Annotated in this window: 27 protein-coding genes and 2 tRNA genes; 9 read left to right on the top strand and 20 right to left on the bottom strand. The window is 46.7% G+C overall.

The features are described 5' to 3' along the window. Nucleotides 1-49 precede the first annotated feature (49 nt). A complete protein-coding gene (locus ACRRNK_RS16505) occupies nucleotides 50-1,285 on the top strand; it encodes a cytochrome P450 (RefSeq protein ID WP_433943802.1) in 1,236 nt (411 codons plus the stop codon). A gap of 148 nt (nucleotides 1,286-1,433) precedes the next feature. Here the strand turns inward: ACRRNK_RS16505 and ACRRNK_RS16510 are convergent, their stop codons facing one another. From ACRRNK_RS16510 to ACRRNK_RS16550, 9 genes are all read right to left on the bottom strand, one after another. After that, a complete protein-coding gene (locus ACRRNK_RS16510; RefSeq protein WP_433943803.1) occupies nucleotides 1,434-2,621 on the bottom strand; it encodes an MFS transporter in 1,188 nt (395 codons plus the stop codon). A 67-nt stretch (nucleotides 2,622-2,688) separates the two neighbouring features. Then, nucleotides 2,689-3,240 (bottom strand): MarR family winged helix-turn-helix transcriptional regulator, encoded by a 552-nt coding sequence (locus ACRRNK_RS16515; protein WP_433943804.1) that lies wholly within the window; start codon nucleotides 3,238-3,240, stop codon nucleotides 2,689-2,691. 299 nt (nucleotides 3,241-3,539) lie between these two features. Continuing rightward, the gene (locus tag ACRRNK_RS16520; RefSeq protein ID WP_433943805.1) at nucleotides 3,540-4,130 is read right to left on the bottom strand and encodes a TetR/AcrR family transcriptional regulator; all 591 of its coding nucleotides are present in this window, start codon (nucleotides 4,128-4,130) and stop codon (nucleotides 3,540-3,542) included. Nucleotides 4,131-4,198: 68 nt separating this feature from the next. Beyond that, complete coding sequence (locus ACRRNK_RS16525) at nucleotides 4,199-5,245, bottom strand: alpha/beta fold hydrolase (RefSeq protein ID WP_433943806.1); 1,047 nt, start codon at nucleotides 5,243-5,245, stop codon at nucleotides 4,199-4,201. A 177-nt stretch (nucleotides 5,246-5,422) separates the two neighbouring features. Next, on the bottom strand, nucleotides 5,423-5,833 hold the full coding sequence (locus ACRRNK_RS16530; RefSeq protein WP_433943807.1) for a hypothetical protein: 411 nt from the start codon (nucleotides 5,831-5,833) through the stop codon (nucleotides 5,423-5,425). Beyond that, a complete protein-coding gene (locus tag ACRRNK_RS16535; protein ID WP_433943808.1) occupies nucleotides 5,830-5,955 on the bottom strand; it encodes a hypothetical protein in 126 nt (41 codons plus the stop codon). The genes ACRRNK_RS16530 and ACRRNK_RS16535 overlap by 4 nt, the downstream gene beginning before the upstream one ends. A gap of 42 nt (nucleotides 5,956-5,997) precedes the next feature. Then, a complete protein-coding gene (locus ACRRNK_RS16540; protein ID WP_433943809.1) occupies nucleotides 5,998-6,150 on the bottom strand; it encodes a hypothetical protein in 153 nt (50 codons plus the stop codon). A 279-nt stretch (nucleotides 6,151-6,429) separates the two neighbouring features. After that, nucleotides 6,430-6,494, bottom strand: a tRNA-Ala gene (locus ACRRNK_RS16545). After that, nucleotides 6,459-8,177, bottom strand: coding sequence for a recombinase family protein (locus ACRRNK_RS16550; RefSeq protein WP_433946917.1), 1,719 nt, complete (start codon nucleotides 8,175-8,177; stop codon nucleotides 6,459-6,461). Before ACRRNK_RS16550 ends, ACRRNK_RS16545 begins: the two co-directional genes overlap by 36 nt. Nucleotides 8,178-8,265: 88 nt before the next feature. Here ACRRNK_RS16550 and ACRRNK_RS16555 point away from each other — a divergent pair. Next, a tRNA-Ala gene (locus ACRRNK_RS16555) sits at nucleotides 8,266-8,337 on the top strand. Between the two features lie 369 nt (nucleotides 8,338-8,706). Here the strand turns inward: ACRRNK_RS16555 and ACRRNK_RS16560 are convergent. The 6 genes from ACRRNK_RS16560 to ACRRNK_RS16585 form a co-directional block, all read right to left on the bottom strand. Next, nucleotides 8,707-9,222, bottom strand: coding sequence for a C40 family peptidase (locus tag ACRRNK_RS16560; protein ID WP_433943810.1), 516 nt, complete (start codon nucleotides 9,220-9,222; stop codon nucleotides 8,707-8,709). A gap of 308 nt (nucleotides 9,223-9,530) precedes the next feature. Further along, nucleotides 9,531-10,463, bottom strand: a complete 933-nt coding sequence (locus tag ACRRNK_RS16565) for a TauD/TfdA dioxygenase family protein (protein WP_433946918.1) — start codon at nucleotides 10,461-10,463, stop codon at nucleotides 9,531-9,533. Nucleotides 10,464-10,543: 80 nt separating this feature from the next. After that, nucleotides 10,544-11,911: an LLM class flavin-dependent oxidoreductase gene (locus tag ACRRNK_RS16570; protein ID WP_433943811.1), complete on the bottom strand. Its 1,368-nt coding sequence runs from the start codon at nucleotides 11,909-11,911 to the stop codon at nucleotides 10,544-10,546. Nucleotides 11,912-11,994: 83 nt separating this feature from the next. After that, entirely contained in the window at nucleotides 11,995-12,846 is an 852-nt protein-coding gene (locus tag ACRRNK_RS16575; RefSeq protein WP_433943812.1) for an ABC transporter permease, read from the bottom strand. Beyond that, a complete protein-coding gene (locus tag ACRRNK_RS16580) occupies nucleotides 12,839-13,723 on the bottom strand; it encodes an ABC transporter ATP-binding protein (RefSeq protein ID WP_433943813.1) in 885 nt (294 codons plus the stop codon). Before ACRRNK_RS16580 ends, ACRRNK_RS16575 begins: the two co-directional genes overlap by 8 nt. 32 nt (nucleotides 13,724-13,755) lie before the next feature. Next, nucleotides 13,756-14,799: an ABC transporter substrate-binding protein gene (locus tag ACRRNK_RS16585; protein WP_433943814.1), complete on the bottom strand. Its 1,044-nt coding sequence runs from the start codon at nucleotides 14,797-14,799 to the stop codon at nucleotides 13,756-13,758. 379 nt (nucleotides 14,800-15,178) lie between these two features. Here ACRRNK_RS16585 and ACRRNK_RS16590 point away from each other — a divergent pair, with 379 nt between their 5' ends. The 6 genes from ACRRNK_RS16590 to ACRRNK_RS16615 all read left to right on the top strand — a co-directional run bounded on the left by ACRRNK_RS16590 (nucleotide 15,179) and on the right by ACRRNK_RS16615 (nucleotide 21,124). Next, nucleotides 15,179-15,775 carry a TetR/AcrR family transcriptional regulator gene (locus ACRRNK_RS16590; RefSeq protein ID WP_433943815.1) on the top strand — a complete coding sequence of 199 codons (597 nt, stop codon included), beginning with the start codon at nucleotides 15,179-15,181 and terminating at the stop codon, nucleotides 15,773-15,775. Between the two features lie 282 nt (nucleotides 15,776-16,057). Further along, the gene (locus tag ACRRNK_RS16595; RefSeq protein WP_433943816.1) at nucleotides 16,058-16,834 is read left to right on the top strand and encodes an ABC transporter ATP-binding protein; all 777 of its coding nucleotides are present in this window, start codon (nucleotides 16,058-16,060) and stop codon (nucleotides 16,832-16,834) included. Nucleotides 16,835-16,972: 138 nt separating this feature from the next. After that, on the top strand, nucleotides 16,973-17,995 hold the full coding sequence (locus ACRRNK_RS16600; RefSeq protein WP_433943817.1) for an aliphatic sulfonate ABC transporter substrate-binding protein: 1,023 nt from the start codon (nucleotides 16,973-16,975) through the stop codon (nucleotides 17,993-17,995). A gap of 23 nt (nucleotides 17,996-18,018) precedes the next feature. Further along, nucleotides 18,019-18,876, top strand: coding sequence for an ABC transporter permease (locus tag ACRRNK_RS16605; protein WP_433943818.1), 858 nt, complete (start codon nucleotides 18,019-18,021; stop codon nucleotides 18,874-18,876). Then, complete coding sequence (locus ACRRNK_RS16610) at nucleotides 18,876-19,730, top strand: ABC transporter permease (protein ID WP_433943819.1); 855 nt, start codon at nucleotides 18,876-18,878, stop codon at nucleotides 19,728-19,730. The genes ACRRNK_RS16605 and ACRRNK_RS16610 overlap by 1 nt, the downstream gene beginning before the upstream one ends. A 38-nt stretch (nucleotides 19,731-19,768) precedes the next feature. Next, nucleotides 19,769-21,124, top strand: coding sequence for an LLM class flavin-dependent oxidoreductase (locus ACRRNK_RS16615; protein WP_433943820.1), 1,356 nt, complete (start codon nucleotides 19,769-19,771; stop codon nucleotides 21,122-21,124). A gap of 155 nt (nucleotides 21,125-21,279) precedes the next feature. On the opposite strand, the gene tnpA is transcribed toward ACRRNK_RS16615, so the two are convergent. From tnpA to ACRRNK_RS16635, 4 genes are all read right to left on the bottom strand, one after another. Further along, nucleotides 21,280-21,753 carry an IS200/IS605 family transposase gene (tnpA, locus tag ACRRNK_RS16620; RefSeq protein WP_433942914.1) on the bottom strand — a complete coding sequence of 158 codons (474 nt, stop codon included), beginning with the start codon at nucleotides 21,751-21,753 and terminating at the stop codon, nucleotides 21,280-21,282. A gap of 175 nt (nucleotides 21,754-21,928) precedes the next feature. Beyond that, nucleotides 21,929-22,306: a hypothetical protein gene (locus ACRRNK_RS16625; RefSeq protein WP_433943821.1), complete on the bottom strand. Its 378-nt coding sequence runs from the start codon at nucleotides 22,304-22,306 to the stop codon at nucleotides 21,929-21,931. 157 nt (nucleotides 22,307-22,463) lie between these two features. Then, nucleotides 22,464-23,693 carry an exo-alpha-sialidase gene (locus ACRRNK_RS16630; protein WP_433943822.1) on the bottom strand — a complete coding sequence of 410 codons (1,230 nt, stop codon included), beginning with the start codon at nucleotides 23,691-23,693 and terminating at the stop codon, nucleotides 22,464-22,466. Nucleotides 23,694-23,715: 22 nt separating this feature from the next. Continuing rightward, the gene (locus ACRRNK_RS16635; protein WP_433943823.1) at nucleotides 23,716-24,084 is read right to left on the bottom strand and encodes a hypothetical protein; all 369 of its coding nucleotides are present in this window, start codon (nucleotides 24,082-24,084) and stop codon (nucleotides 23,716-23,718) included. Between the two features lie 211 nt (nucleotides 24,085-24,295). On the opposite strand from ACRRNK_RS16635, the gene ACRRNK_RS16640 reads away from it, so the two are divergent. Beyond that, entirely contained in the window at nucleotides 24,296-24,703 is a 408-nt protein-coding gene (locus ACRRNK_RS16640) for a hypothetical protein (RefSeq protein WP_433943824.1), read from the top strand. A gap of 95 nt (nucleotides 24,704-24,798) precedes the next feature. Here ACRRNK_RS16640 and ACRRNK_RS16645 read toward each other — a convergent pair whose 3' ends face one another. Then, a complete protein-coding gene (locus ACRRNK_RS16645) occupies nucleotides 24,799-25,122 on the bottom strand; it encodes a DUF3889 domain-containing protein (RefSeq protein ID WP_433943825.1) in 324 nt (107 codons plus the stop codon). Nucleotides 25,123-25,192 lie beyond the last annotated feature (70 nt).

The raw sequence follows: 25,192 nt of genomic DNA on the forward strand, positions 1-25,192 counted from the left end.
GTTATGAATTGAGCGATAGTCACAATTAATCAAAACGGGAGGGAATGTTATGCAGAAGGAAGTAGTTTCTTTAGCTAAAATCACTCAGTTTCGATCCGCTATCGAAGAGTTCAGCCCATTTGAATGGTACAAGCGTCAGTTAGAACATGATCCGATCAGCTATAATGAGGCAACAAATACCTGGAATGTCTTCCGGTATGATGATGTGAAAAGAGTGCTCAGCGATTACGAATACTTCTCCAGTGTTAGAGAACGAACGACGATTAGTGTGGGGGCCGACAATGAGGAAGGGCAAAGGCCCTCCGGCCGGGTCAATCTGAGCCTGGATCCTCCAGATCACCGGAAAAGCCGCAGCTTGCTTTCGGCAGCCTTTACGCCCAGAAGTCTGGAGCTGTGGGAGCCGCGTATCCATGATGTGATCAGCCAGTTGATCAAGGATATGGAAGACGAGCCGGTCATCGATATCGTCAAGAGCTTTTCCAGTGCGCTGCCGACCATTGTGATTGCCAATCTGCTCGGCGTTCCATCCGAGGACCGCTTCCTGTTTAAAGAATGGGTGGACCATTTGTTCCTTCCGCTCCCTATCGATAATGCCGAAGATGTTCAGGAGCTGAAACGGCGTGCGGCCAAAGAATATTTTAACTACCTCTACCCGCATGTGGTTGCGAAGAGAAGCAATCTAAGCGAAGATATCATCTCCGATCTGATTCAGGCTGAGGTGGATGGTGAGCGGTTAACGGATGATGAAATCGTAAAGTTGACCATGTTCATTCTCGGGGCCGGTATTGAGACGACAAGCCATTTGCTGTCCAGCACGTTCTATTCCTTTCTGTATGATAACGACAAGATCTACGCCGAGGTTCGGTCCAACCGCGCGCTTCTTCCGAACACGGTGGAGGAAATGCTCCGCTACCGCTTTCATTCAGTCAAAATGGACCGGACGGTAAAGCAGGATAACAACGTGCTCGGCGTGGATCTCAAAAAAGGGGATCTCATCATAGCTTGGATAAGTGCTGCCAATTTGGACAAAGCAGTGTTTGAGGACCCGTTCAGGCTGAACATTCACCGTCCCAACAACAAGCGGCATCTGACCTTTGGTAACGGCCCGCATTTCTGTCTGGGCGCTCCGCTTGCACGGCTCGAGGCCAACCTGGGTCTGGGGCTCTTCATGGACCATTTTCAAAGTATCGAACCTGTTCCCGGCTTCAAACTTGAGGAGAATTTGACGCCGTCCGCCACCGGGCAGACGCTTAGCTCTCTACCTGTTCGGGTTACTCGTTTGTAAGCTAAAGCTAATCATCGAGCAGTTATCCAACTATTTAAGCACAGCGTATCTTTCATAAAAAAACAGAAAGCCCTTGATAATCAAGGGCTTTCTGTAACTCGCCCAACCGAAACGCCGTCCGCCTAGAGGGACCCTTACCCCTTTGATCCTAAGAGCGCGTCCTTTCAACCGAGGGATTAGGATGAATCAGACAGGCAGCCAGTAAGCCGATTCCGAGGACGATAGCGAGCATTAGAAATGTTAGCGCGAAACTCCCCCATTCCATAATACGGATCGATAATATCGGGCCAAGACTTGTTCCTGTAAAAAGGATAACCGTGTAGACCGAAACCGCGATCCCCGCCGATTTGCCCCCCAACTGTCCGATGAGTGAGATGAGAGCGGGAACGGATACTGCAATTCCAGCGACAAAAAACACGCTTATAACAATCAACACAGCTAAATTGGAACTGAAACCAAGAGAGGCAAGACTTACAGTTGCAACAGTTAATGCCCAGCGAAGTACAGTAGATACGCCAAACCGCTGCACCAGCTTGCCTGCAAACGGTGAAATGAGCATCCCTGCAATCCCGATTGATCGAATATACAAAATGTCGTGTATGCCAAGACCAAACTCAGGCCCCGCCAAATAACTGCCCAAAACGGTATACATACTAACGAAGGACATCAGTAGCACCATAGCAATAACGTAGCTTAATACCAAGTTCTTTTGCTTGAAGAGGGATGGCATCCGTTTGATAGAGTCCAGAATTTTCACACTATTTGACCGATGCTCTTCTCTGGGCAAATACGTTATCACCAGAAACAGAGTTACTGTGTAAACGATGAATAGCATAATAAATACAGCATTCCAGTTATACACTTGGCTTACCAAGCCACTAGTAACCTGCCCAACAATCCCAGCTACCAAAAATCCTGTGCTAATAAAACCGATTGCAGTTACCCGTTTTGTCGCAGGGAACATAGCAACCGTATAAGCCAGTGCTACAGGTGAAAAGGAGGCAGCGGCGGCGCCTTGCAGACTTCTTAAAAGCACGATTCCTGTAAAGTTATTCACCAACCCAAGCAGCAAGGACAAGACAGTCAAAGCCATAAGTCCGATAACGATCACAGGTTTGCGTCCATATTTCTCAGATAACGGCCCGTAGAACAAACAACCTATAGCAAAACCGATCGAAAATCCACTGCTGGCCTCCGCGGCATGAGTCAAGGTAATGCCGAAAGTATTGGCAAAAACCGCAGTGAGGGGAATCGTGACATACAAGCTTGACATTACGACCATTCCTGACCAGCAAAGTATCAGGATCATTAGAGAATAGTTTTTTGATGATGACATGGTACACCCCTTATTATAAAATTCATTCAAATAATAGTTAGATAATCTAATTATATCCCCAAAAAAATTATCTTCCCACCCCCAGTCTTTTTTCGATACCGGCGTTCAATTTCGCCAATATCTTATTCATTAACTCAGTCTCCTCATGATCTAACTCATTCATAATAGAAGAGCAGACAGACCAAAGTGAAGGTAATACTTTGTCCAGCAGCTCCAAGCCTTCCGCCGTAATTTTGACCTGAACCCTGCGTCGATCAAGGTCGCTTTGCTCACGAAGAATCAAATTTCGCTTTTCCAGCCAGTCTAACAATGCCGTAACCGAAGCTCGCCTAATCCCCAATCTGTCTGCAATCGAAGAGGGTGCAATAAACTCTCGATCTTTATGAAGCTTAAGCAGTAGAAGCACATCCAGTTTGCTTTCGGTAATGCCGAATGGTGCTAATTCCAAATCGACAGCATCCAAATAGTTATCACTGAACCATAGCATTAGTAGCCCCACACGGGCAGAAGCGCCGTTGATTTCTGTACCAGCGGTTTGGCCCATAAGTTCCAAATAAGGCTGAATACCAAGCTTAGGCAGCTGGTCTGTTGTATGCTCTTTATTGTTTTTTTTGCGCATGATCTCACCCGGAATAATAATTAGATTATCTAACTAAAATCAATATAACGGATATACAGGATAAAAGCAACACCCTCTTTGCTAATTAAAAATCGGACCACTGTCCATTCCATTTGGAGTGGTTCCAACAGGCTATCACTCCCTTCCCCTAATTCTCCATACAAAAAAAGTACGACAACCTGAAGGTTGCAGTACTTCTATTAAGGAACCTAAGGGGGCTCGAACCCCTGACCTCATCGCTGCCAGCGATGCGCTCTCCGAGCATAATTAACTTTACTAGCGCAACCGTAAAGGATCACTTACTTCGCCAAAATACGCATTAACATCTCTACGCTTGGCAGCCCATATTCTTCTGTTCCCAACTCCTGCATGATAAGACTGTTGACCACGTAAAAATACCATGATAATAATTGCCGGGGATCCCCATCAGAGAATTGTCCTGCTTGCTGTCCCTTAACAAAGACGGGAACTAATCGATCTATCAGTTCACTTTCCGAAAATCGTGCAAGGATTTGGCTGACCTGCTCAGGAACCTTCTCCGCTTTCCTAGCTTGCAGAATCAGCCGAAAAGCGTACTTGTTGTTTTCATCCAGCATGCTTTGAGTCAAAGTTTTGATCAGGTCAAATGGTGGTTGAGACGAGAGTTGAACGTACTCGACTTCCCTTCCCGCTTCTTCCATTAACATACTAACAAGTTCAGTGAACAGTTCGTCTTTTGACTTAAAGTATCGATAAATTAAACCTTCACTGATACCGGCTTCGGAAGCAATCATGCTCGTTTTTGTTCCAGCGAATCCATGACATGCAAATACTTTAAGTGCCGCTTGTTTTATTTGTTCTTTGCGTTCATCGCGAATACGATCCAACTGCTGTTTATTTAATGGGGACAAAGAATTTCAATCTCCGATCGTTAAGGATTATTGAATTCATTGTATCATGAGGGCATCGTCCTATGCTATCACAGTGAACTTGGTGCAAGGGCAATAGCAATAGTACGAACTCTCTCGATCAATTCTATGAAAAACTGATCAGGCCGGGCAAAGCATGCCAGGTGCCCGGCACTTTTGATCTGTATAAATTGTTTCTGAGGCGCATCGATTTCGTCATAGAATGCTTTAGCCGTTGCGGTGGGTGTGATTATATCGGAATCTCCCTGGAAAACGAAAAAAGGTAATTCAAATTTCGTACCAAGCTTAGAGAAATCAAAGTTTATTAATTCTTCGTACAGGTGATCCAAAGATAAATGCATACCCTTAAAAATGTCGATGAGGTCTCCCATTGTATGATCCGGGGATGAGAGCATGGATGGCAATATTAGATCCATAATCATATTCGGAACAGTAGTGGTGGCTTTTACGAGTATACGACTCAATTGGTCGAAGTCATGGCGACTCCAACGTGAACTGTCCGGGCCCATTCTTTCAATTAGCCGAACACCCTTTTTAAGGCCGGAAGCGTGAAAAGCGTCCAGCGCCAATTGGTACGAAACATGCTCGGGATCCGGAGCATTCTGATCGGTACCGACATATGCATGGAACAAATCGGGGCAACGTTGTGCCATTTTCATTGCGATCAGGCTGCCCGCAGAGCTGCCGATGAGAATGATCTTTCGATGGCCAAGTCGATCGCAGAGGTACCGTGTCAACTCGATCCCATCCTCAGAAAGCCGGTCGAAAGTAATTGTCCCATGTCCGGTTCTGAAATTTTTACGAAACGTTTTGCCCGCACCTCTTTGGTCCCATTGCACGATCGTGAAATATTTCTCCCATTGGCGCAACAACGGGTTAAAGATGGAATACGGCGAAGCAGGCCCGCCATGAATAAATAACAGAACAGGATTATTGCGATCCTCACCACGAATCGTGATCCATTGATCAATACCACCGATATGAACGAATTGACTTTCCACGATACTGTTCGGATGATTGACCTGAAGTTTTTGTGCGTTCTTTCGCTGATTGAGCTTCCTTAGAATTAGATCGGGCAAAATGTTTTTTTTATTCATATACATTTCTCCTCATCTCTTGTGCGGATTAATAATGAGTGAGTTACTTACTCATTATTAAAATAATATACGTTTACGCAATCTGTCAATGAAGTCAACCGACATTAAAGTCTCCAGAATGAAAAACGCAACCTTTGCAGGATGCGTGAATTTAATTCTGTTAGTTCAACTCATTTGCTACTCCCTTGCTGGCAGGCCTCGATCACTTGCTTTTTTAAATTGTTTATTTAAAAAGTAGTTATTGATAAAAAGGACCAGTTTTTTCTCCAGCCACATTTGTTCCCCGCCGATCGCTCCATCGTGAATGAATATGTCCATTTCAGTTTTGTTATGCTCAAGATCTTCATAATACATCGCCAGGGTCAGTAGGTTCAGGCTGGAGCCACCCTTCTGCCCAGCATAAGCGAACTTCGGATTCGGTACCTGCAATTGGATAAGATCCTCGAAGACTTCCCTGGCTTTGTTGGTTAATAAGTCACCCTCGAAAATATCCTTCATTAGATGCGCATATTCTTTGGCTGTTGAGCTGATAAACCTATCGGACCAAATCCGCTGGAATTTCCAGCTGGAGCGTTCCCGTCGGTTCAACTGCTGAATCCACTTACTATCTGAATCGTTCCGAAGGAGATTGAAGATTTCAAGGGAGCGACCTGATCAGCAAACTCAGCAAGTACGATAATTTTGACGGTGCTGGCGAGCGGTCTTTTCACCTCCGACTGTAGATCCGCAACGGTTACCCCATTTTCAATAATTTAAAGGGATGCCTTCGCCGGGTTACGTTTGATAAACCGAAGAACATGCTGCTCAGTCCTGCCATTCATTCTCTTGACTTCAATAAAAACTAAAAGGGAGATTAATAGGATTAGAGCAACAATGCCACCTCTGATATAAATTGCAATATTCAACGTGTGTTCCTCCTATACTAGGCTAGTGGTTGGGCTTAATACACAAGCAAGAGTCTTCTTTTTCATCAATTATCAAAGATATTTTTAACAAATTATAACAATTGACCTCTGAGTTCCACAACCGTAAAATCTTGAAGGTTTAACACTGGCTTACAATAATCCGCAGCATCCTTTAAAGTGACCAAATGTGTGACCACGACCCAAAGTCAACATGTTTATTGCATAGCAAAAACCCGCCAAACACTCGAAAATCCTCGTGTTTAGCGGGCTTTTAATTTATGGAGCCTAGGGGGATCGAACCCCTGACCTCATCGCTGCCAGCGATGCGATCTCCCACGTAATTCAGAAATACTACCATTACCTGCATTAGATAGGAATTGTACCACGTCTAATTGGAATGTAATATCAATGCGATCTTTGAAAACCTTTATCTCCTCTATAATAGTTCTCAGTATAACCTTTTTCTTATCATGAGTTGCTTCTTTAAATTTATCTAACCAAACACTGATATTCCCTGCCAACTCTTTAAGGGAGTTTATTTCAAGCTTCTTCTCTTTTGTTTCACTATGAAGAAGAGTAATTTCAGTATTTAAGGAATCAATTGTTTTCTCTTTTTCTTGTATTAACTCATTCAGAAGTTCTGGTTTAAATGGGCTTTGACCTAAAATACTTTTCGGTATTTCCTTCTTTAAAGTATCAATATCAGAATATTCTTTCTCTAATTCTTTATTTTTTTTATTCAATTCTTTTTGCATTAATTCATATTGTTCTTGATTGTAGTCTTTGGCGTAATCTTCGTAATTAATCTTTTTCAAATGCTGTAGATAAACATCTACCTCATCTAAAACCGTATCCTCTATCTTATTGTTCGAATATAAAGTTTGACCATCACAGTCGATTTTAGCTAAAGCTTTTCCACTACAACGATATTTTGCTTTTTTCCATTTCTTTACTGTTCCATCTGCTAACTTATATGTTTTCTGACAGTATGTTGTAGTCATTGGAGAACCACAATGTCCACACTTGATAATTCCGACAAGTAGCAATGGGCTTTTTGTGGTATTCATTCGTATATAGTCTTCATTTTTCACATTTTTAGGGGACCTTTCAGTTCTAATTGCTTGTACTGCATCAAAATAGTCTTCTTCTATTATTACCAGTGATGTGACCTGGTTTACAGGTATAGTCCATTCATTTCTGTCTCTTGTTGAAAATACACCTTCATCAGACTTTCTTTTTCCATATGTAGGATATCCCTTATAGGCCGGATTCCTTAAAATGAAATTGATTGATCCTGTATTCCATTTTGAACCTGTCGCTGTAGTAATTTCTTTTTCATTTAATAGCTTTGCGATTCTGTTGCTACCGTATCCTTCTTCTTTTGCTAAATAATAAATTTGTTTGACCACTGGGGCCTTTTCTTCGTCTATAGCCAACATCATTAACTCTTTACCTTTTTTATTCTTCTTGCCTGATTTCACCAACTTATATCCAAACGGAGGTGTTCCACCACGATATTTCCCATCTTGAGCCATCTGTGTGTGCTTTTCATCGACACGAACCGAAGTCTTCCTGCTTTCACCACTTGATTGCCAGAATCTAAGATAATTCATCAGTCTGTCTCCATGTTGCTCAATCTTCTGCTGACCCTCTACCACTGACCACATTTCTATGCCTTGTTTAACGAACCATTCTAACACATAAGGTGTTTCATCGTCTTTTCTTCCCAATCTATCAAACATAAAAACGAGAAGTACATCGTATAAACCTCTTTCAGCATCTTCTTTTGCCTGTTGAATTATATCTCGATTAGCAGCTGAGACTTTGAATCCCGAAACTCCTTTTTCTGTGTATTCCTTGACTAATTTCCAATTTTTATTTTTATCAATAAATCCTCTACATGATCTTTTCTGTATCGGAATATCGTTACCATCCAATTGCCCCGTGGTTGATACTCTGTATAAACAAGCCACCCTCTTCATAAGTGCCATAGTTTTGCCTCCCCCATCATTTGGAAACACTACCATAATCGTAATTGGTATAGTCAAAAAAGTAAAATAAAACTTGACGTTAATCTTTGATTTGTGTTATTTTATTTATCGCGAGAAATATTGAGGGGCGTTAGTTCAGTGGGAGAACGCTTCGCTGGCAGCGAAGAGGTCAGGGGTTCGACCCCCCTACGCTCCATAATTTAAAGAAGACCCTTAATGGGTCTTCAGATTATCGAGAAATCCACGTCTTTGAGACGTTGGGTTTCTCTTTTTTATTTACAGTCTCCTTAAAAAAAAGGGGGATTAACCTCGCTTTTCCAGGCGATTCAGGTGGATCGTCATCTTCTTTCTGTTATGTTAGCACGAAAAACTCCATTGTTCATGAGTAGCTACTTATACTATACAACATTAACGCAGTATCGTCTTACACTAAGTGTATATAAAGAAGGCTGTCGAGACTATCTCGACAGCCTTAGGAGTCCCCCAGGACTCCCTATGCTTAGGCATCATTCTTGTATCTCTTTCTCTTAACAAGAATCTATCACTTCCAAATAAGCTTGTCCGCTTACAGTACGCGGCGAGCTGTGACGCAAGTTTTATCCCAGGTGCTTCCCTTGAATGTAGAGATAGTGACGCCGATTCCTACCCGGTAAGTGTGAAGCAGCTTCCCATTTCCAATGTAAATGCTTACGTGATTAATCACGCCATCGCGGTTCGTATCGGAGAACACCAGATCTCCTGCCTTAAGCTGACTTTTGGATACGTACTTGCCAGCCTTGGATTGATCCTTGGACGAGCGCGGAAGCTTTACACCAACCTGCTTGTAGAGATATTGGGTAAATGAAGAGCAGTCAAAGCTGCTTGTCACTCCGGTCTTAGCACCGAATTTATAAGGGGTTCTCAGAAATTTCTCACCAGATGCAATTATACGATTCGCCTTTGTGCTGCTGGTAACCGTCGCACTTGTGGCCGCATGTGCTGATTCAGAGGTTAATAAGACACTTCCGGACAAAGATACCACTAGGCTCAGACTGATTCCTACTATGGTTTTACCAATACGTCTAATTTTCGTGTTGTTCATGATGTACTCCCTTGTGTTCGTATTGGCGGCGTGAACCACCTGACCCAAAAGTAACACATTTGTAACTTCCATTATGTACCTGACAATTTGCAAACTACCAGCAGATCAAGGTTTATCCCAGTTTATGAAAAGTTTATTAAAATTTTAATCGAGATTATTCTTGACAATCTAGTGGATATACCTTCCTTTCCAGGCACTATAGCAAAAAGGCACGAACAGCTTATATATCAAGCCACCCGCGCCTCTTGGCCAACCTTTTCATAATCTATGATTATCTAATCTCTATATCAAATGCTGATGTAAACGTTCTAAGCCGTCTGAGCTTCTGTTTCTGATTTTTGACTTGCCTTTGTAATCGTTCTGCTCTTCTGCCCATCGATGCTGACAGGAACGTCACCATCAATCGTAACTCTGCGTACCACGCGATGCTGATCCCCATAATCATTTACAGCATAATGCTGCGTAGCCCGGTTATCCCAGATCACCACATCGCCAACGGACCAGCGCCAGCGAACCGTATTCTCCAGCCGGGTGATGTGGGACTGAAGCAGTGAGATCAGCTGTGCAGAGTCATTTGAGGAGAAACCTACAATTTTCTTAGCAAAATGTCCAAGCAGTAATGTCCGTTCACCCGTCTCCGGGTGCACACGCACAAGCGGATGCTCGGTCTCATACAGTGTGGAGACAAACACTTCCTTATGATGGCGAGCCGCTTCCTCTGAAATCTTCTCACGGTGGGCTGCATAATCATATTGGTTCGTGTGCACCGCCCACAGCCGATCAACCAGGCTTCTCAGTTCTTCCGGGAGATTGTCATACGCCGCGGCAGTATTGGCCCAGACGGTATCTCCACCTGCTTCAGGTATAATCACGGAACGAAGAATCGAAGCCTGCGGATAAGCATCAACAAAGGTCACATCCGTATGCCACGAATCTGCCCGGCCTCCGTGAGCAGAGTCCAGCTCCAGCACATATTCTGTTCCATTCTTAATCGGTACCGTTGGATGAGCAACGGGAGCTCCGAATATTCCTGCAAGGGCTTCCTGCCCGGCATCATCCAGATGCTCCTGTCCACGGAAAAAGATCACTTTGTACTTCAGCAAAGCCTGACGGATTTCGGCGATCGTCTCTGCATCAAGATCTGTACCAAGTCGAACACCGCTAATTTCTGCACCAATTCGGCCTGCAACCGGATGAACCTGAATACCCTTGATAACTTCCTTGTTCACCAAATTACTCATCATTAGTTCCTCCTTTTATTTGGATCCTGAATTAGGATTTGAAACCGTTAAGAGTTAACCGTTAAGAACTAAGAATAGCTTTAGTTGACACTGTACAGGAATGCTGCATCTTCATAGGCCGCAGGGTGCACCGGCCGCTTCAGTTCGAGATGATCCCGCAGGGTTGTTCCTGAGTACTCGGTACGGAACAATCCCCGCTTTTGAAGCTCGGGCACAACCAGATCCACGAACTCTTCAAGTCCCCCAGGCAAATATGGCGGCATAATATTGAATCCGTCCGCTGCTCCGCTTAGGAACCACTCTTCTAATTGATCCGCAATTTGTACGGGAGTACCTAGGATCTCGCGGTGACCCCGTGCACCGGCAATCCGCTCATACAACTGACGAATCGTAAGATTCTCACGCTCTGCCAAGTCCTTGAGCAAAGTGAACCTAGTCTTGCCTCCATTAATTTGATCCAGTTCCGGAAGATCCGGGAGAGGTCCATCCACCGGATATGGCGAGAGATCGAAGCTGATCAGCTGGGACAGCAGACTTATTCCCGCCTCCTCTGGAATCAGCTGCTCCAGAAGTGCCTTTTTCTCTTTCGCCTCCTCTTCTGTTCTTCCGATAATCGGAAATACCCCCGGCATAATCTTCAAATCCTCAGGTGAGCGCCCATACTTGGCCAATCTCCCCGTCACGTCGCTGTAGAAGAGCTGTGCTTCTTCAAGCGTCTGCCACGCTGTGAATATCACCTCAGCTGTCCGTGCGGCAAGCTCCTTGCCAGGTTCGGATGAACCGGCTTGAATGACCACCGGATACCCTTGGACCGGCCGGGCTACATTCAGCGGACCCTTAACCGAGAACCATTCCCCTTTGTGATGAAGGGTATGAAGCTTGTTCTTATCAGCAAAAGCCGCGTTATCCTTATCATATAAGAAGGCATCGTCCTCCCAGCTGTCCCATAGACCCGTTACCACGTTAAGGAACTCTTCCGCCCGTTCGTACCGAAGGGAGTGAAGCAGGTGGGTGTCTTTATTGAAATTGAGCGCCTCGTCCGGGTTCGCAGAGGTGACTACGTTCCATGCCGCGCGCCCGCTGCTCAAATGATCCAGTGAGGCGAACTTTCTAGCCACATGATACGGCTCGTTATAAGTGGTAGATACCGTTGCAGCAAGTCCGACGTGCTCTGTTACGGCAGCCAATGCGGATAACAAAGTAATCGGCTCCGGGCGCACGGTTACGGTCTGGGCAACCGCTTCGGCATATTTTTCAGAAACTGAATATCCGTCCGCCAAGAACAGCATATCGAATTTCCCCCGCTCCGCGGTCTGGGCCAGCTTCTTATAGAATTTCAGGTTCAGGACTTCGGAAGCTTCCGCTCCGGGGAATCGCCAAGCTGCCACATGATGACCGGGTGTCATCAGGAAGGCTCCGAGTTTCATTTGCCGTGTACTCTTGCTCATAGGGTTTCCTCCTCATAATGGACCGTGATATTTACTGTATAAGTTGAAAATATCGATTTGCACGTAGTCAGCCGTGTCCCATCCTACTCATTGGAGACCTGCTTCCAACTTGTCAATTTCTTCTCCAAAGTTACGAGCGCGTAATTCAGAATGACACCAAAGATCGAGATCGTAATGATCCCTGCGTACATCTCCGTAATCTGAAAGCTGAACTGTGTGTACTGAATGAAGTACCCAAGTCCTGACTTGGCTCCTGCCATTTCAGCAGCGACGAGAACAAGGATAGAGGCTGCACCGGCTTGGCGGATGCCTACAAATATAGTAGGAACAGAGGCGGGCAATACCACCTTCCGGAACAGCTGTATGGGAGATAACCCCATGGATCTGGCCGACCTGATTAGCAGCGGATCCACGTTTCTGACCCCGCTGATCGTATTCAGCAGCAGCGGAAATACGCAGGCATAGAAGATAATAGCGATCTTGGAGGTCTCACCAAGACCGAGCAGCATAATAAATACTGGAAGCAGCGCAAGCACTGCTGTATTACGGAATAACTCAAGAAGGGGGTTAAGGTACTGTGCAACGCTCTTCCACCAGCCAATAGCCAGACCTAGCGGAACACTCACAACCAGAGCCAGTGCAAACCCTTCAATAGAACGAACGAGACTGACCTCCATATGCTCAGCAAGATCACCCGAGAGGAGCAGGCTCCACCACGTGCTCAGCACTTCGCTTAAAGGTGGCAGGAAAGTAGCATTGGTCCAGCCAAGGCGCGGAGCGACTTCCCACAGAACCATAAATGCGATAATGACAATAGATGACCTGAAAGCCAGATGCAGCTTCTCCAGAGTCCAGCCCAATGCTGTCCTCCGGGTGCTCTCTACCTTCTTCTTCTCCAATCTGACAAGCACTTCTCCTGCTCCTGTATTAGCCATGGACAGCCGCTCCCTTCCCGGATGGTTTGCTGCTTCCCGACTTCAAACTGCGGTCCTTCTCCTGTTCCTGGGCAAGCTTAACTTCGTCTTTCAGCAAATCCCAGACTTGGTGCCGTAATCTTACAAAATCCGGATGAGCTCGTAGATCCTCCTCTGACGTTCTTGCTTTAAATGGAATATCGATCACTTCTTTAATCCTTCCCGGCCGAGAAGTCATGACGGCAACCCGCTGGCCTAAATAGACGGCCTCTTCAATTCCGTGGGTGATGAAAATAATCGTCTTCTTCGTTGCTTCCCAGATTCGCAGCAGCTCACTCTGCAGTGACTCCCGGGTCTGGGCATCAAGCGCGGCGAAGGGTTCATCCATGAGCAGCACATCCGGATCATAGGCCAGGCTTCTTGCTATGGCGATCCGCTGCTTCATCCCGCCAGAGAGTTCATGAGGATAACGATGCTCGAATCCTGCGAGGCCTACAAGCTGAATAAATTCCTGAGCGATGGCGCGCCGCTCTTTACGCGGAACTCCCTTCGTCTCCAGTCCAAATTCCACATTGGCCAGCGCCGTCTTCCAAGGGAACAAGGCATACTGCTGAAACACAATTCCCCGGTCCAGATTCGGACCTGTTATAGGCTTGCCATCCAGAAGTATCTGTCCGCTGGTAGGCGTGGTAAGACCTGCGAGAAGATCGAGCAGAGTGGACTTTCCGCACCCAGATGGGCCTACGATAACCATGAATTCGCCTGGCCTCACATCCAGGTTAATATGGTCTAGTGCCTTTACAGGCTGACTGTTGCCTTTCAAGTCTCCAGGTCTTCGTTTGACGCGAAAAGATTTATCCACCTGCTGAATGCTGATTTTAGCGGAATTGGCAGTCATAACTAACACCCCTATTCTGATTATGGTTACCTTTACTTGGCCTCATTTAGGTAAGGATTGAACTCATTGGTATACAGCTCTTTCGGATTCAGCTCGCCCTGCTTGATCGTGCCCTCTTTAACCAGCCAATCCACCCAGGTGCTGAATTCCTTCTCGGAAATAAGCCCGCCCTTTCCCGCAACTCCAGTGCTCTTCCAGTACTTGATCGCCTTGGTGTCTTCCTTGCGGCCACGGTTATTGATAATCTTCTCGTACCTCGCTACTACCTCATCACGTGGAGTCGTCCTCGCCCATTCAATCGCTTTGGCTGTGGCCTCCACGAATTTCCGCGTAGCCTTTGGATTATTCTTGATAAATTCTTTGGTTAACACGTAGCTGCCCGCGCTGAACGTTCCGAACAGCTCCTTATCTGTGAATAGAGGATGAATCCCGCCGCGTTCCAACGCCTTATCCCGGAGTATACCGCCGAGTGTAGCCACATCAATCTGTTTGGCCCGCAGCGTCTGTTCCGTAGTGACCGGCGGAACTACAACCAGCGTGACCTGATTGATCTCATCCTGAGTCAGGCCCTGCCTGTGCAGGTACTCCTTAATTACGAACTCGTGATGAGCTCCAAGTGTATTGACAGCGATCCTTTTGCCAATCAGATCCCGGGCCGTCTTAATGGGGCTCCCGTCCAGCACGTAATAGCCGCTCCAGGTGTTATCATCGACCCCGTAGTAAGCAATAACTGGAGTAATGGGTGCTTTGGCTGCAAGCAGTTTGACAATGGCACCGTTAAAGGCTCCTCCAAAATCGGTATCTCCAGTAACAACAGACTGTATATCCTGCGGTCCGCTGATCGTATTTCCGATGAATTTCAATTTGAGCGGAGCCAGATAACCCAGGTCCTCAGCAAGTTCGGGAAAAGTAACCGCACCCACGCTTCCCTGATACCGAAGCTCGGCAACCTCCAGACCGTTCTGGCCGGCTGCGCTCGCCGATGGGGTTTTGCTTTCGCCGCATCCGGATAACACAAGCGAAGACACAAGCAGCAGGGCCATAGCCGTACCGGCAATTTTGGAAATAGGATTCATGGGATCAACCTCCATCTGCAATTTGATATGAATTTTTAGATACGGATGAAATGGCCTTTTAATTTTGCTGCAGCAAAAAAAGACACATTCATCTCCAAGATGATCGTGTCTCCGGTGGTCCGGTCGATATTACACAAAACCAATCGACTTACTATGATTTAAATGTAATACTACATTTGTATCCCTATATAGTCAATACTTTTTGTGGAAATAATTATAATATTTAAAATAATATACATAAATCCCTGAGCAAAGAGAAGCTCGCTGTCCGAAACCTAACATATCTGAAGCCTCTAACTTCACTTTCATTGTTCAAATGTCTATTATAATCCCTAGATGAACATTCAATATAAGAGTAGTCTTGTAAGGAGGAATCAGAATGTGCCCGAGAAATGTGGAACGTGACTTAAGAGTTAGAGATGAACGGATTCAGCTTATCCTGGATTCGGCCATTACAATTATTTCAACCAAAGGATTCGGATCAACAAGCATCAGCGATATCGCGAAGGCGGCCGGAATCAGTATTGGTACGATGTACCACTACTTTAGATCCAAAGATGAAGTTTTTGCAGAAGTTCTTAAGCGGGGACAGCTGGATTATGGAAAGAGAGTATCCGAGCTTGCGGAGGAACGGGAGACCCCTGCGCTTGTCAAGCTGCATGATTTTGCCGCGAGCTGGCTTGCCAATCCGATTAATTGGGCTTATACAATCATGCTCCAAAGCGCCAGAACCACAGATACGGTGCCACTCGAGATCAGACAGGCAGTAACAGACAGATTCACAGCGAACCTCCAGCCTCTCGCCCGTATTATGGAGGACGGTCAGCGGGAAGGCACCATCGTTCAAGGCGATCCGCTGAAGCTGGCCTTTTATTTTGTCAGCTTGATTCAGGGATTGACGCTTCAACGAGCGCCAGGATTCGAGATTCCGGTATCTATAGAAGTCGGTGGATTAATTCGGCTGTTCCAAGCGTAAGATCATTTCAAAGGTCAGCTGTCTATACCCAAGTTAACACATAGGAAAAAAAAGATTGACATCCCCAAACTCCCCTTGATAGAATGCTCATAACAAACCGAATACATATTCAATTTGTGAATTATCTTAAACCGCAATGATAATTGTCACATTCAACCAGACAACTGGAGACTTGGCAATAGGCATACAACAGTCTTAGATACTGCGCTGTATCCTTTGCCATCTCTTTTGTGAATAAAACCAATTAAACAGGTTTGTTTAATATGATTTAGGAGGCCGATTATGTCTGAGCATTCTTTGGTAATCGAACATCTCAATCGCACTTTTGCTTCTCCTGCGGGTCCTGTCCATGCTCTCTCGAATATTCAGCTTAAGGTGAAGCAAGGAGAGTTCATCACCCTGATCGGTCCAAGCGGCTGTGGTAAAAGCACCCTGCTTAAAATCGTGGGTGGTCTTGATACCGGGTATGAAGGCAAGGCCGAGCTGAGCGGCAGACCGATTACGGGTCCTGGCATTGAGAAGGGTGTGATCTTCCAGGAACCACGCCTGTTCCCTTGGCTGAATGTGGAGAAGAATATAGCGGCCAACTTGTCTCTAAAGAACCCGGCGGTCCGCCGCAGAGTGGATGAGCTAATCGAGCTTGTGCGACTGAAAGGCTTCGAGAAGGCCTATCCTCGGGAGTTATCAGGAGGCATGGCCCAGCGCGTTGCGATTGCAAGAGCTCTGCTTCGCAGTCCTGATGTGCTCCTGCTCGACGAGCCATTTGGCGCGCTGGATGCTTTTACAAGAGCCCATATGCAGGAAGTGCTGCTCGATATTTGGCAGAACAACAAGACGACCATGCTGTTCGTCACGCACGATCTCGATGAGGCGGTATTCCTCGGGGAACGGGTCGTTATTATGAACCCTAGACCTGGACACATTCGTGAAATTCTGCCGATTGACCTGCCATTCCCGCGTTCGAGAACTGGTCCATCCTTCCAGGAGCTGCGCCGCCTGGTTCTCCAGGCATTTGAGAAAATCGAAGAACCCAAGATCGATCTGGGAGCAGGTATTTAAGTGCTGCAGCAAGGATTAATTTAATTTCATTTATTTGATCTACAATTAAAAAAAATTGGACATAGGAATTACCAATAGGCAAGAGTGTGAAATCAGTAGTTCAACTTATATTAAAAGTTACTAGAGGAGAGATATCGTATGAAGAAATGGACAATTACCCTGCTGTTGCTAATGGTTGCAATCACTGCTGTAGGATGCGCCTCCAAAGACACAGTTGCAACTGAAACCAAGACTGCGGACGGCAAGACGAACTATCAGGGACTCACCCTCAAGCTTGGTGTGCAAGGAAAAGGCGGCTTGTACGGCAAAGCCAGAGAAGAAAAATGGTACGAGCAGGCCTTCGAGAAGCTTGGTGTCAAAGTCGAATGGGCTGAATTCCAGAGCGGACCGCCGATGACGGAGGCGATGGCCTCAGATAAGCTGGATTTCGCTTCCCTAGGGAATATGCCAGTGATCGCCGCACAAGCCGCGGGCATCAAGTTCGAGATTATTTCCCAGATTCTTGATGGTAAGCAGAATACGGCAATTATTGTGCCGGCGAACAGCACACTCAAAGATATTAAAGATTTGAAAGGCAAAAAGGTTGCCGTAACCAAAGGAAGTAATGCTTATAACCTGCTTACACGCGGATTGCATGATGCCGGAATTGAGCTATCTGAAGTACAGATCATTCAGCTTCAGCCGAATGAGGCTCAGCCTGCTTTTGACTCGGGCAAAGTAGATGCCTGGGCGACCTGGGACCCGTACATCACCATTAATACCCTTACCGGAAAAGGAAAGGTGCTTGCAGAAGGTGAATCTCTCGGCGTTCTTGCCCCGTCCTTTGTGATTGTTCGCAAGGAGATTGCAGATAAATACCCGGAGCTTGTCACCACTTATTTATCCGTGCTGGAGAAGTCCCAATTGTGGGAAGAGCAGAATTCAGCTGAAGCTACCAAGAAATATGCTGTAGACTACAAAATCCCTGAGGCTATTGTCGGAGGCATGCTGAAGCGGTCCAAATCCGTGAATATTCCGGTCAGTCAGGACATTATTACAGAACTTCAGAAGACCGCCGATTTCCAGGAGTCCATTGGGACAATTCGCAAGAAGATTGATGTATCTGAAGTTGTAAATAACAAGTTCATTGAAGAAGCGCTCAAGTCCACATCATCTAAATAACATCCGAAAGTGAGGCGCTGTCCATGTTCCCTGCAAGTACCCGAGACAAGACACTTCAAGGCGAGCTTCACAGCGCGCCACAAATACGGAGAGCACGTCCAAGATCTGTTCGCCGCTCGAACAGATTGATCGGACTGCTCCTGCCGCTCACGCTTCTCGTGATCTGGCAGATTGCCGGCTCAGCCGAGCTTCTTAATCCCATACTGCTGCCGGCTCCCTTCGATATTTGGGAAGAATTCCGGTCTATGCTCCTTAGCGGGGAGCTGCTCAGCAACCTGGGCATTTCCACATGGAGAGTCGTATGCGGCTTCCTAATGGGGGGCGGACTTGGGCTGGCCGCAGGTCTATGGGTAGGCTTTTCTCATAAAGCCGAAAGACTGCTGAATCCATCCCTGCAAATGCTGCGGACTCTCCCCCATCTTGCGATTGCCCCACTATTCATTCTATGGTTCGGGTTCGGAGAGGAATCCAAGCTGCTGCTGATTGCCAAGGGGTCCTTCTTCCCGCTGTATATTAATACGTTCCTCGGAATCCGCAGCGTGGATAACAAGCTGTTCGATGTAGCTAGAGTCCTTGAATTCAGCCGCATGCAGATGATCACGAGATTAATCATGCCTGCATCCCTGCCTAATATCCTGCTTGGCACCCGCCTCTCGCTTGGTGTGGCCTGGATTGGTCTTGTGGTTGCAGAGATGATGGGCTCTACATCAGGGATCGGCTTCATGATCAATGATGCCCGCTCTATGTCACTGACGACAGTCATGTTCGTCGGAATTGTGGTATTTGCCATCGTAGGCAAGCTTTCAGATTCACTCGTTCTGCTGATGGAGCGTAGGCTGCTCCGCTGGAGAGACAGCTTCAAGGGGGAGGGAGATCAGTAATGGCACAGCTTATCAATCAAGAGGTCCGGATAGAATCCGGCTCCTCTCCGGTTAAAATATCTCCGGCATCCAAGAAGGAACTTGGCTGGCTTAACCTTGTTCCGGCATGGCTTCACGGGCTGCTCGTTCCTATCTCCCTGCTTATCATATGGCAGATCGCCGGGGATACCGGACTTGTGACCAAGGAGCAGCTGCCCACTCCCCTGGCAATTATAAAGAGATTCATAGAACTTGGAGCAAGCGGTGAACTCTATCATCACCTTGGAGTAAGCTCCCTTCGGGCTCTAAGCGGCTTCGTTCTGGGTTCTGTGATCGGTCTGCTGGTCGGCGTGTTCACCGGAATTGGCAAAATTATCGAGCGGACGCTGGATCCATCTCTGCAAATGCTGAGAACCGTACCGCTCCTCGCCCTGATTCCTCTATTCATCCTTTGGTTCGGAATCGGCGAATTCAGCAAAGTTCTGATGATCTCATTAGGCGCCTTCTTCCCGGTCTATCTCAATACATTTCTCGGTATCCGAAGCGTGGACACCAAGCTGTATGACGTCAGCCGGATACTCGGATATTCCCGCTGGCAGCAGCTGACCAAGCTCATCATCCCTTCCGCACTGCCGAATATTCTGCTCGGTCTGCGTCTGGCGATGGGTACCTCCTGGCTGGTTCTCGTATTCGCCGAACTGATGGGAACTAGTGCAGGTATTGGCTATATGATTGAAGACGCCCGCACGTATTCCAATACAGATATTGTCTTTGTGGGTATTATTCTGTTCGCTCTGGTAGGATCGTTATCCGATATTATCGTTCACGCTCTCGAGAAGCGCTGGCTAAGCTGGCAGGATACATTTAAAGGTTAGTCCTAATCTCTCTCATTAAAAAGGAGGCTTGAGGCCGCATGACCAAACGTACAGATCAGCTTCACTTGGGCGCATTCATCTATTATGCCGGTCATCACCATGCCGGATGGCGTCATCCAAATTCCGGGGTCGAAGGCATGTATGACTTCGACTTATACCGCTCCATCGCCGAGACGGCGGAACGCGGCAAGTTCGACATGATTTTTTTCGCGGATTTGTTATATGTACAGAACGTGGATATGGCCGCATCGGGCATGCTTGATCCGGTCACGCTCCTGTCGGCGCTGTCTGCGGTAACCAGTCGGATCGGGCTGACCGCAACCGTGTCTACCACCTACAATCATCCGTATAATGTGGCACGCAAATTCGCTTCCCTAGATTATATCAGTAAAGGAAGAGCGGGCTGGAATATTGTCACTTCCCAGCTGGATATCGAAGCCCATAATTACGGGCTTCCCAAGCATCCGGACCATTCACTTCGCTATGAAATGGCTGAAGAGTTCGTAGAAGCTGTGACCAAGCTTTGGGACAGCTGGGACGATGATGCGCTTGTCCTGAACCGTGAGACCGGAATCTATGCAGATCCCGGCAAGGTCAAAGCGATTGACTACAAGGGGAAATGGTTCTCGAGCAAAGGTCCGCTCAACCTTCCCCGGCCTCCGCAAGGGAATCCGGTGCTCATTCAGGCTGGTTCGTCCCCTCAGGGTCAGCAGTTCGCCTCCAAATATGGCGAGGTCATCTTCACCGCACAGCAATCGCTGGAAGCTGCCAAAGCCTTCTATAAGAGTGTAAACAGCAAACTCATAGAATCTGGCAGAGCGCCAGGAAGCTTGAAGATTATGCCGGGGATCTCACCGATTCTTGGAGCCACAGTGGAAGAAGCCAGACGTAAAGAGCAGGAGCTGATGGAACTCATTCCTGCTGAGCTTGCTGTAGCTGCTCTATCCGGCATGGTAAGCTATGATCTCTCCGCCTACCCTCCGGACGGCCCTCTTCCCGAGATTCCGGACCCGGTTGAGAAATCTAATGGAATGAAGAGCCGCATTCAGCTCATCATGGACACGGCCCGTTCCCAGAACTTGTCCATATTGGAGCTCGGCCGCAGAATTCTCGGGGCTCGCGGTCACATGCAGTTCGTAGGAACGCCAGATCAGCTCGCAGACTTGATGGAACAATGGTTTCAAGAGAAAGCATGTGACGGATTCAACGTTATGGGGCCTGTGCTTCCAGGTGACCTGGAGACATTTACGGATGAGGTGATCCCTATTCTGCAGCGCAGAGGTCTATTCCGCAGAGAATACACCGGGACTACGCTTCGTGAACATCTAGGCCTCGTTAGACCGGAATCTGGGCATTTCAGCAACCGCGGCGCTAAGGAATTCAGTACCAACTAAAAGATTACCTGCAAATCATGACCACCCGTCCAACGGGTGGTTTGCTCTTGGGGTATAACCCCCTGTTGCCAAACTGCGCCTAAAGACGCTAGCCTGACCACAAATCTGTTCAGGCTCAGTGTTAATTGTCACTTTCACTTACCAGTTAAACTGGTTTATTTCTTTTTGCCCCTGTTGCTGCTGAATGGATCTTCGTACTCTTTTACGCTCAGCTTATCTACAGCTTGGTCATGTGCCTCTTGTTCACGAATGTACTTCGCTACGGTTGCTTCATTCAAACCTACCGTACTCACATAATATCCTTCTGCCCAGAATTTTCGATTCCCGTATTTATACTTTAGTTGTGCGTGCTTCTCGAAGATCATTAACGAACTTTTTCCCTTTAGATATCCCATGAATGATGAGACTGAAATTTTCGGTGGGATAGCGACCAACATATGGACATGATCAGGCATCATGTGACCTTCTATAATTTCTACTCCCTTGTACTTACATAAGCGTTTGAAAATTTCTATTAAATCTCTTCTTACTTGATTATAGATCTCTTTCCGTCTATACTTCGGGGTGAAGACAATGTGGTATTTGCACATCCACTTTGTGTGAGCTAGACTATAGCTCTTGTTTGCCATTTAAGACCATTCCTTTCTTTGAGCCTGAACATCTCAATTTTATCGGAATGGTCTTAGTGGTCAAACCGCTGATCCCTCCACCCGCATAGCGGGTGGTTTTTTGTTTCGCGCGTTTCACGCACTCAACCGGCTAAAGCCATAACAAAACCCGTGAGGCTGCTGCCCCACGGGTACATTACTTTGTATATATAGGATGAGTAATTAATTGTATCTGCGACTTCAATTCTCTTTGAATATTCTCAAAAGACCTCTCAAGCGAAGAATCCCAACACATGGAATCCTGTCTGATGTAAGTCAGCACCTCTTCACAGCTCTCAATGAACCTCTGTATATCGCCGCTCGAAGTAAGTATACCCTGACTCACTTCTTCGATTAGTTCGGAATAATCAGAGATGATCTGAATCTGAATCTTCTGTTCTACCCGCCCCAACTTCGACCAGGCATAGGCACCGCCATCCACAACTTCCACCGAACCATCGATATATTTCAGACTAGAGTGACAGACGATAAACTCTCGAATCTGTTCTTCAAGGACTTGGTAGCGTTCCAACATGATGTGTACATTGTTCATAATTCGCCCCAATCTCACTCCTGAATGCGAAAAGACTTCCCTATAGCACTTTACTAATCGGGAAGTCCTCTAATTACGGTCGCAAGCAGTAAGTTAATTCCAGTATACCTTATACTGACAAGAAAGTATATGAATATCATTACGTCGAGAAGTAAACATCCTCTTTGCCTGTAGGTGGAGTGGTTGCATTCCAGACCGCAGCCAGCGTATCCGGCAGACTCGTTGCTGCCGTAATATAATCCCCGATCAGCGGAACGGGCGTTGGAGAATTACCATTCGGATTGAAAGAGGTATCCGTCAGACGCCGGTTGGTGAAGGAGCCTCCGCCGTTGAATGACTCGGCCACAAAGACATCCAGAAGAAAGCCATCGACCCGATTAGTGTAATAGATAATCCGTATAGTTCCGGTTGATGGGGAGACCGTAATGGACGGGAAAAAGTTCTGCGTTCCTGGTGGCGCTCCGGTTATACTTGTCGGAATAGACCACAGCTGCCCATCTGGCGAGATCGAGAGCAGAATATCCGAGTATCCGTTACGGAAGTCATTCCAGGCTGCGTATACATTGCCGCTGCCGAGGCCGCTTGATATATCTGCACCTAGGGTCAGATTCGTCTGGACTCGGAAGCCATAACCAACTACGGGAAGAGGCGATGGCACAGGAACTACGGATGAGATCAGAATGGACTCACGCACAATTTGCGGGGTGAATGAGGCTCCTCCATCATAGGAAATGCGAAGGTTGGCTTCAGGATTCACCGGTCCTGTCAAGACATATCCGGAATATACCTCTCCAGATAAGCCTACCGCAATAGCTGCTCGATCATGGAATCCTCTTGGGTCGCTGAGCCGCTGAGGTGTCTCCCAGCTTGCTCCCTCATTCAGGGACCGCTGGAAGAAGATCGCCGAGAAGTTGAAGAGCGGTGTGTAGCTGACGTAGGCATTTCCCCGATATGGGCTGCCCGGTGAACGATCTACGGCTATAAAGGGCTCATCGTTATGGATAATTACCCCATACCCACGCTGCACAATGACTGGTGGATTGAAATCCGCCCCGTTATTGAATGAAGTGTAACTAACAATAGTCCCGTCATTGAATCCATTATATACATGAGCAGCGACAATGAACGTATTGGGAAAAGTATAATCCACGGTCGGAGCCTCCGCGCTCTCATAACCACTCGGCTGGGGGAGAATGCTGCTGCTCCAGGTCTGGCCCCCGTCCGACGAAATAGATACACCAATTCGTGCCGTTCCCAAGCTGTCATCCACATATACTACGCACATGAAATTGGATAAGACCGAATTAACAGCTATCGAGGGCTCGAAATGATTCCCCGGTAACGCCCCCGTTATATTTACAACTGGCAATCATCTTCATCTCCTTTCTCTCTTAAGGGAGATTTGTCAATCTGTCAATTTGGCTCATTTCAGCCTGCAGAACTCTCTGCACAACACTGCCTACAGCATCGAGACCAAATACATGAATCACTGCACTTGTTGCGCTGAAATAATCCATCTGTACTTCATAAAACCCACCTGCGTTGATTGGATAACTGAAACTCTGGATAGCCTGCGGCGACAAGGCAATTAAGTTATGTCCCAGCGGCGTCCGCGGCCCATCGGCAATCCCCCATTGGAATACCTCAAGTTCAATATTTGCCGTCAGATTAATGGAGTCATTAGTACAAATCACTAGAATTTGACCAGCCGCGGTTGAGCCCGTTGAAGGATTGTATATGGCTCCGGTTGTGTAGGGCATCTCCCATTCTCCCCTCCTGCGTTCTTTGGCTTCTTTTATTAAAATCTATAGAACCCTCTATTTAAATTATGCGAATGACTGTATGTCGAACAGGCTAAATGGCAATTATTTCGCGATTCTATCACACCAACATGGCTGATATACAAGAATAAATAGAAATCAAACATATGTTACCTGTGTAGTATATTCCAACCCCACGGAGGTGATTGATATGACTCTCTCTATTATTGACTTTGGCCGAAGTATTCCCAACAGCTTTACCCAGTCTACTAATGTTCCGCTAGTGTCTATCCCAAGCGCTAACACCCTGGCCAATTTCGGCCTGCTTACCAGTACCGGCGGCTCTGTTGAGCTTCACGTGAGCTTGGGTTTACAGGCGACTGCCGGAAGCCCTACCGTACTCATTTCGCTGATTCGTGATGTAACGGAAATTGCCAATACCCAAACAACGATATTCACCATAAATGCCTTGGAGACGATTAATTTCTCGTTCGTAGATGTCAATGCTCCTACCGGCTATCACTCTTATACACTTCAAGCTGCCATCACGAACAACGTCTCCTTTAACAGGGCGAGCGTTGTCGGACCTACTGTATTCTCAGGGACCTCTTTGGCTTAATTGCATTCGTAAGTTTATTGATGAACACCTGCTCACTATAAAAGCCGGAGCCCCCTCTGTGGGCTCCGGCTTGTCAGCATTATATCTTGTTATCCTTATTCAGCAGCTTCCTTGTATTTGATATCCAGCAGTTCTCCCGTATCTTCATTGAATTGTACACTCACATAGACACCAAATTCCTTGGATGGCTTCTTCACAATTAACTTGAACTGCTCCTCATAGATATGATCTCTAATCGTCTTCCGGCCGACATGCTTATAGTCGGTAATGTCGGCATCATACTTCTTCTTCGTCTCCAGGACGGCAACTCTGCCCCACTCGGCGTAGGAAGGTTCTGCCATGGCCAAACTTCCCGCACCCAGCATACTTATAACTAGAGCTGTGAATAATGTAATCACCCATCTTCTTGCAGCTTGCATGAGATTCACTCCTGTCTTTGGAATTTAAGCCTTATTATTCAAAAGAGGAGTTCAAATTATGCAGATAGGC

It is taken from the genome of Paenibacillus sp. SN-8-1 (assembly GCF_050995535.1).
Lineage (GTDB): Bacteria > Bacillota > Bacilli > Paenibacillales > Paenibacillaceae > Fontibacillus.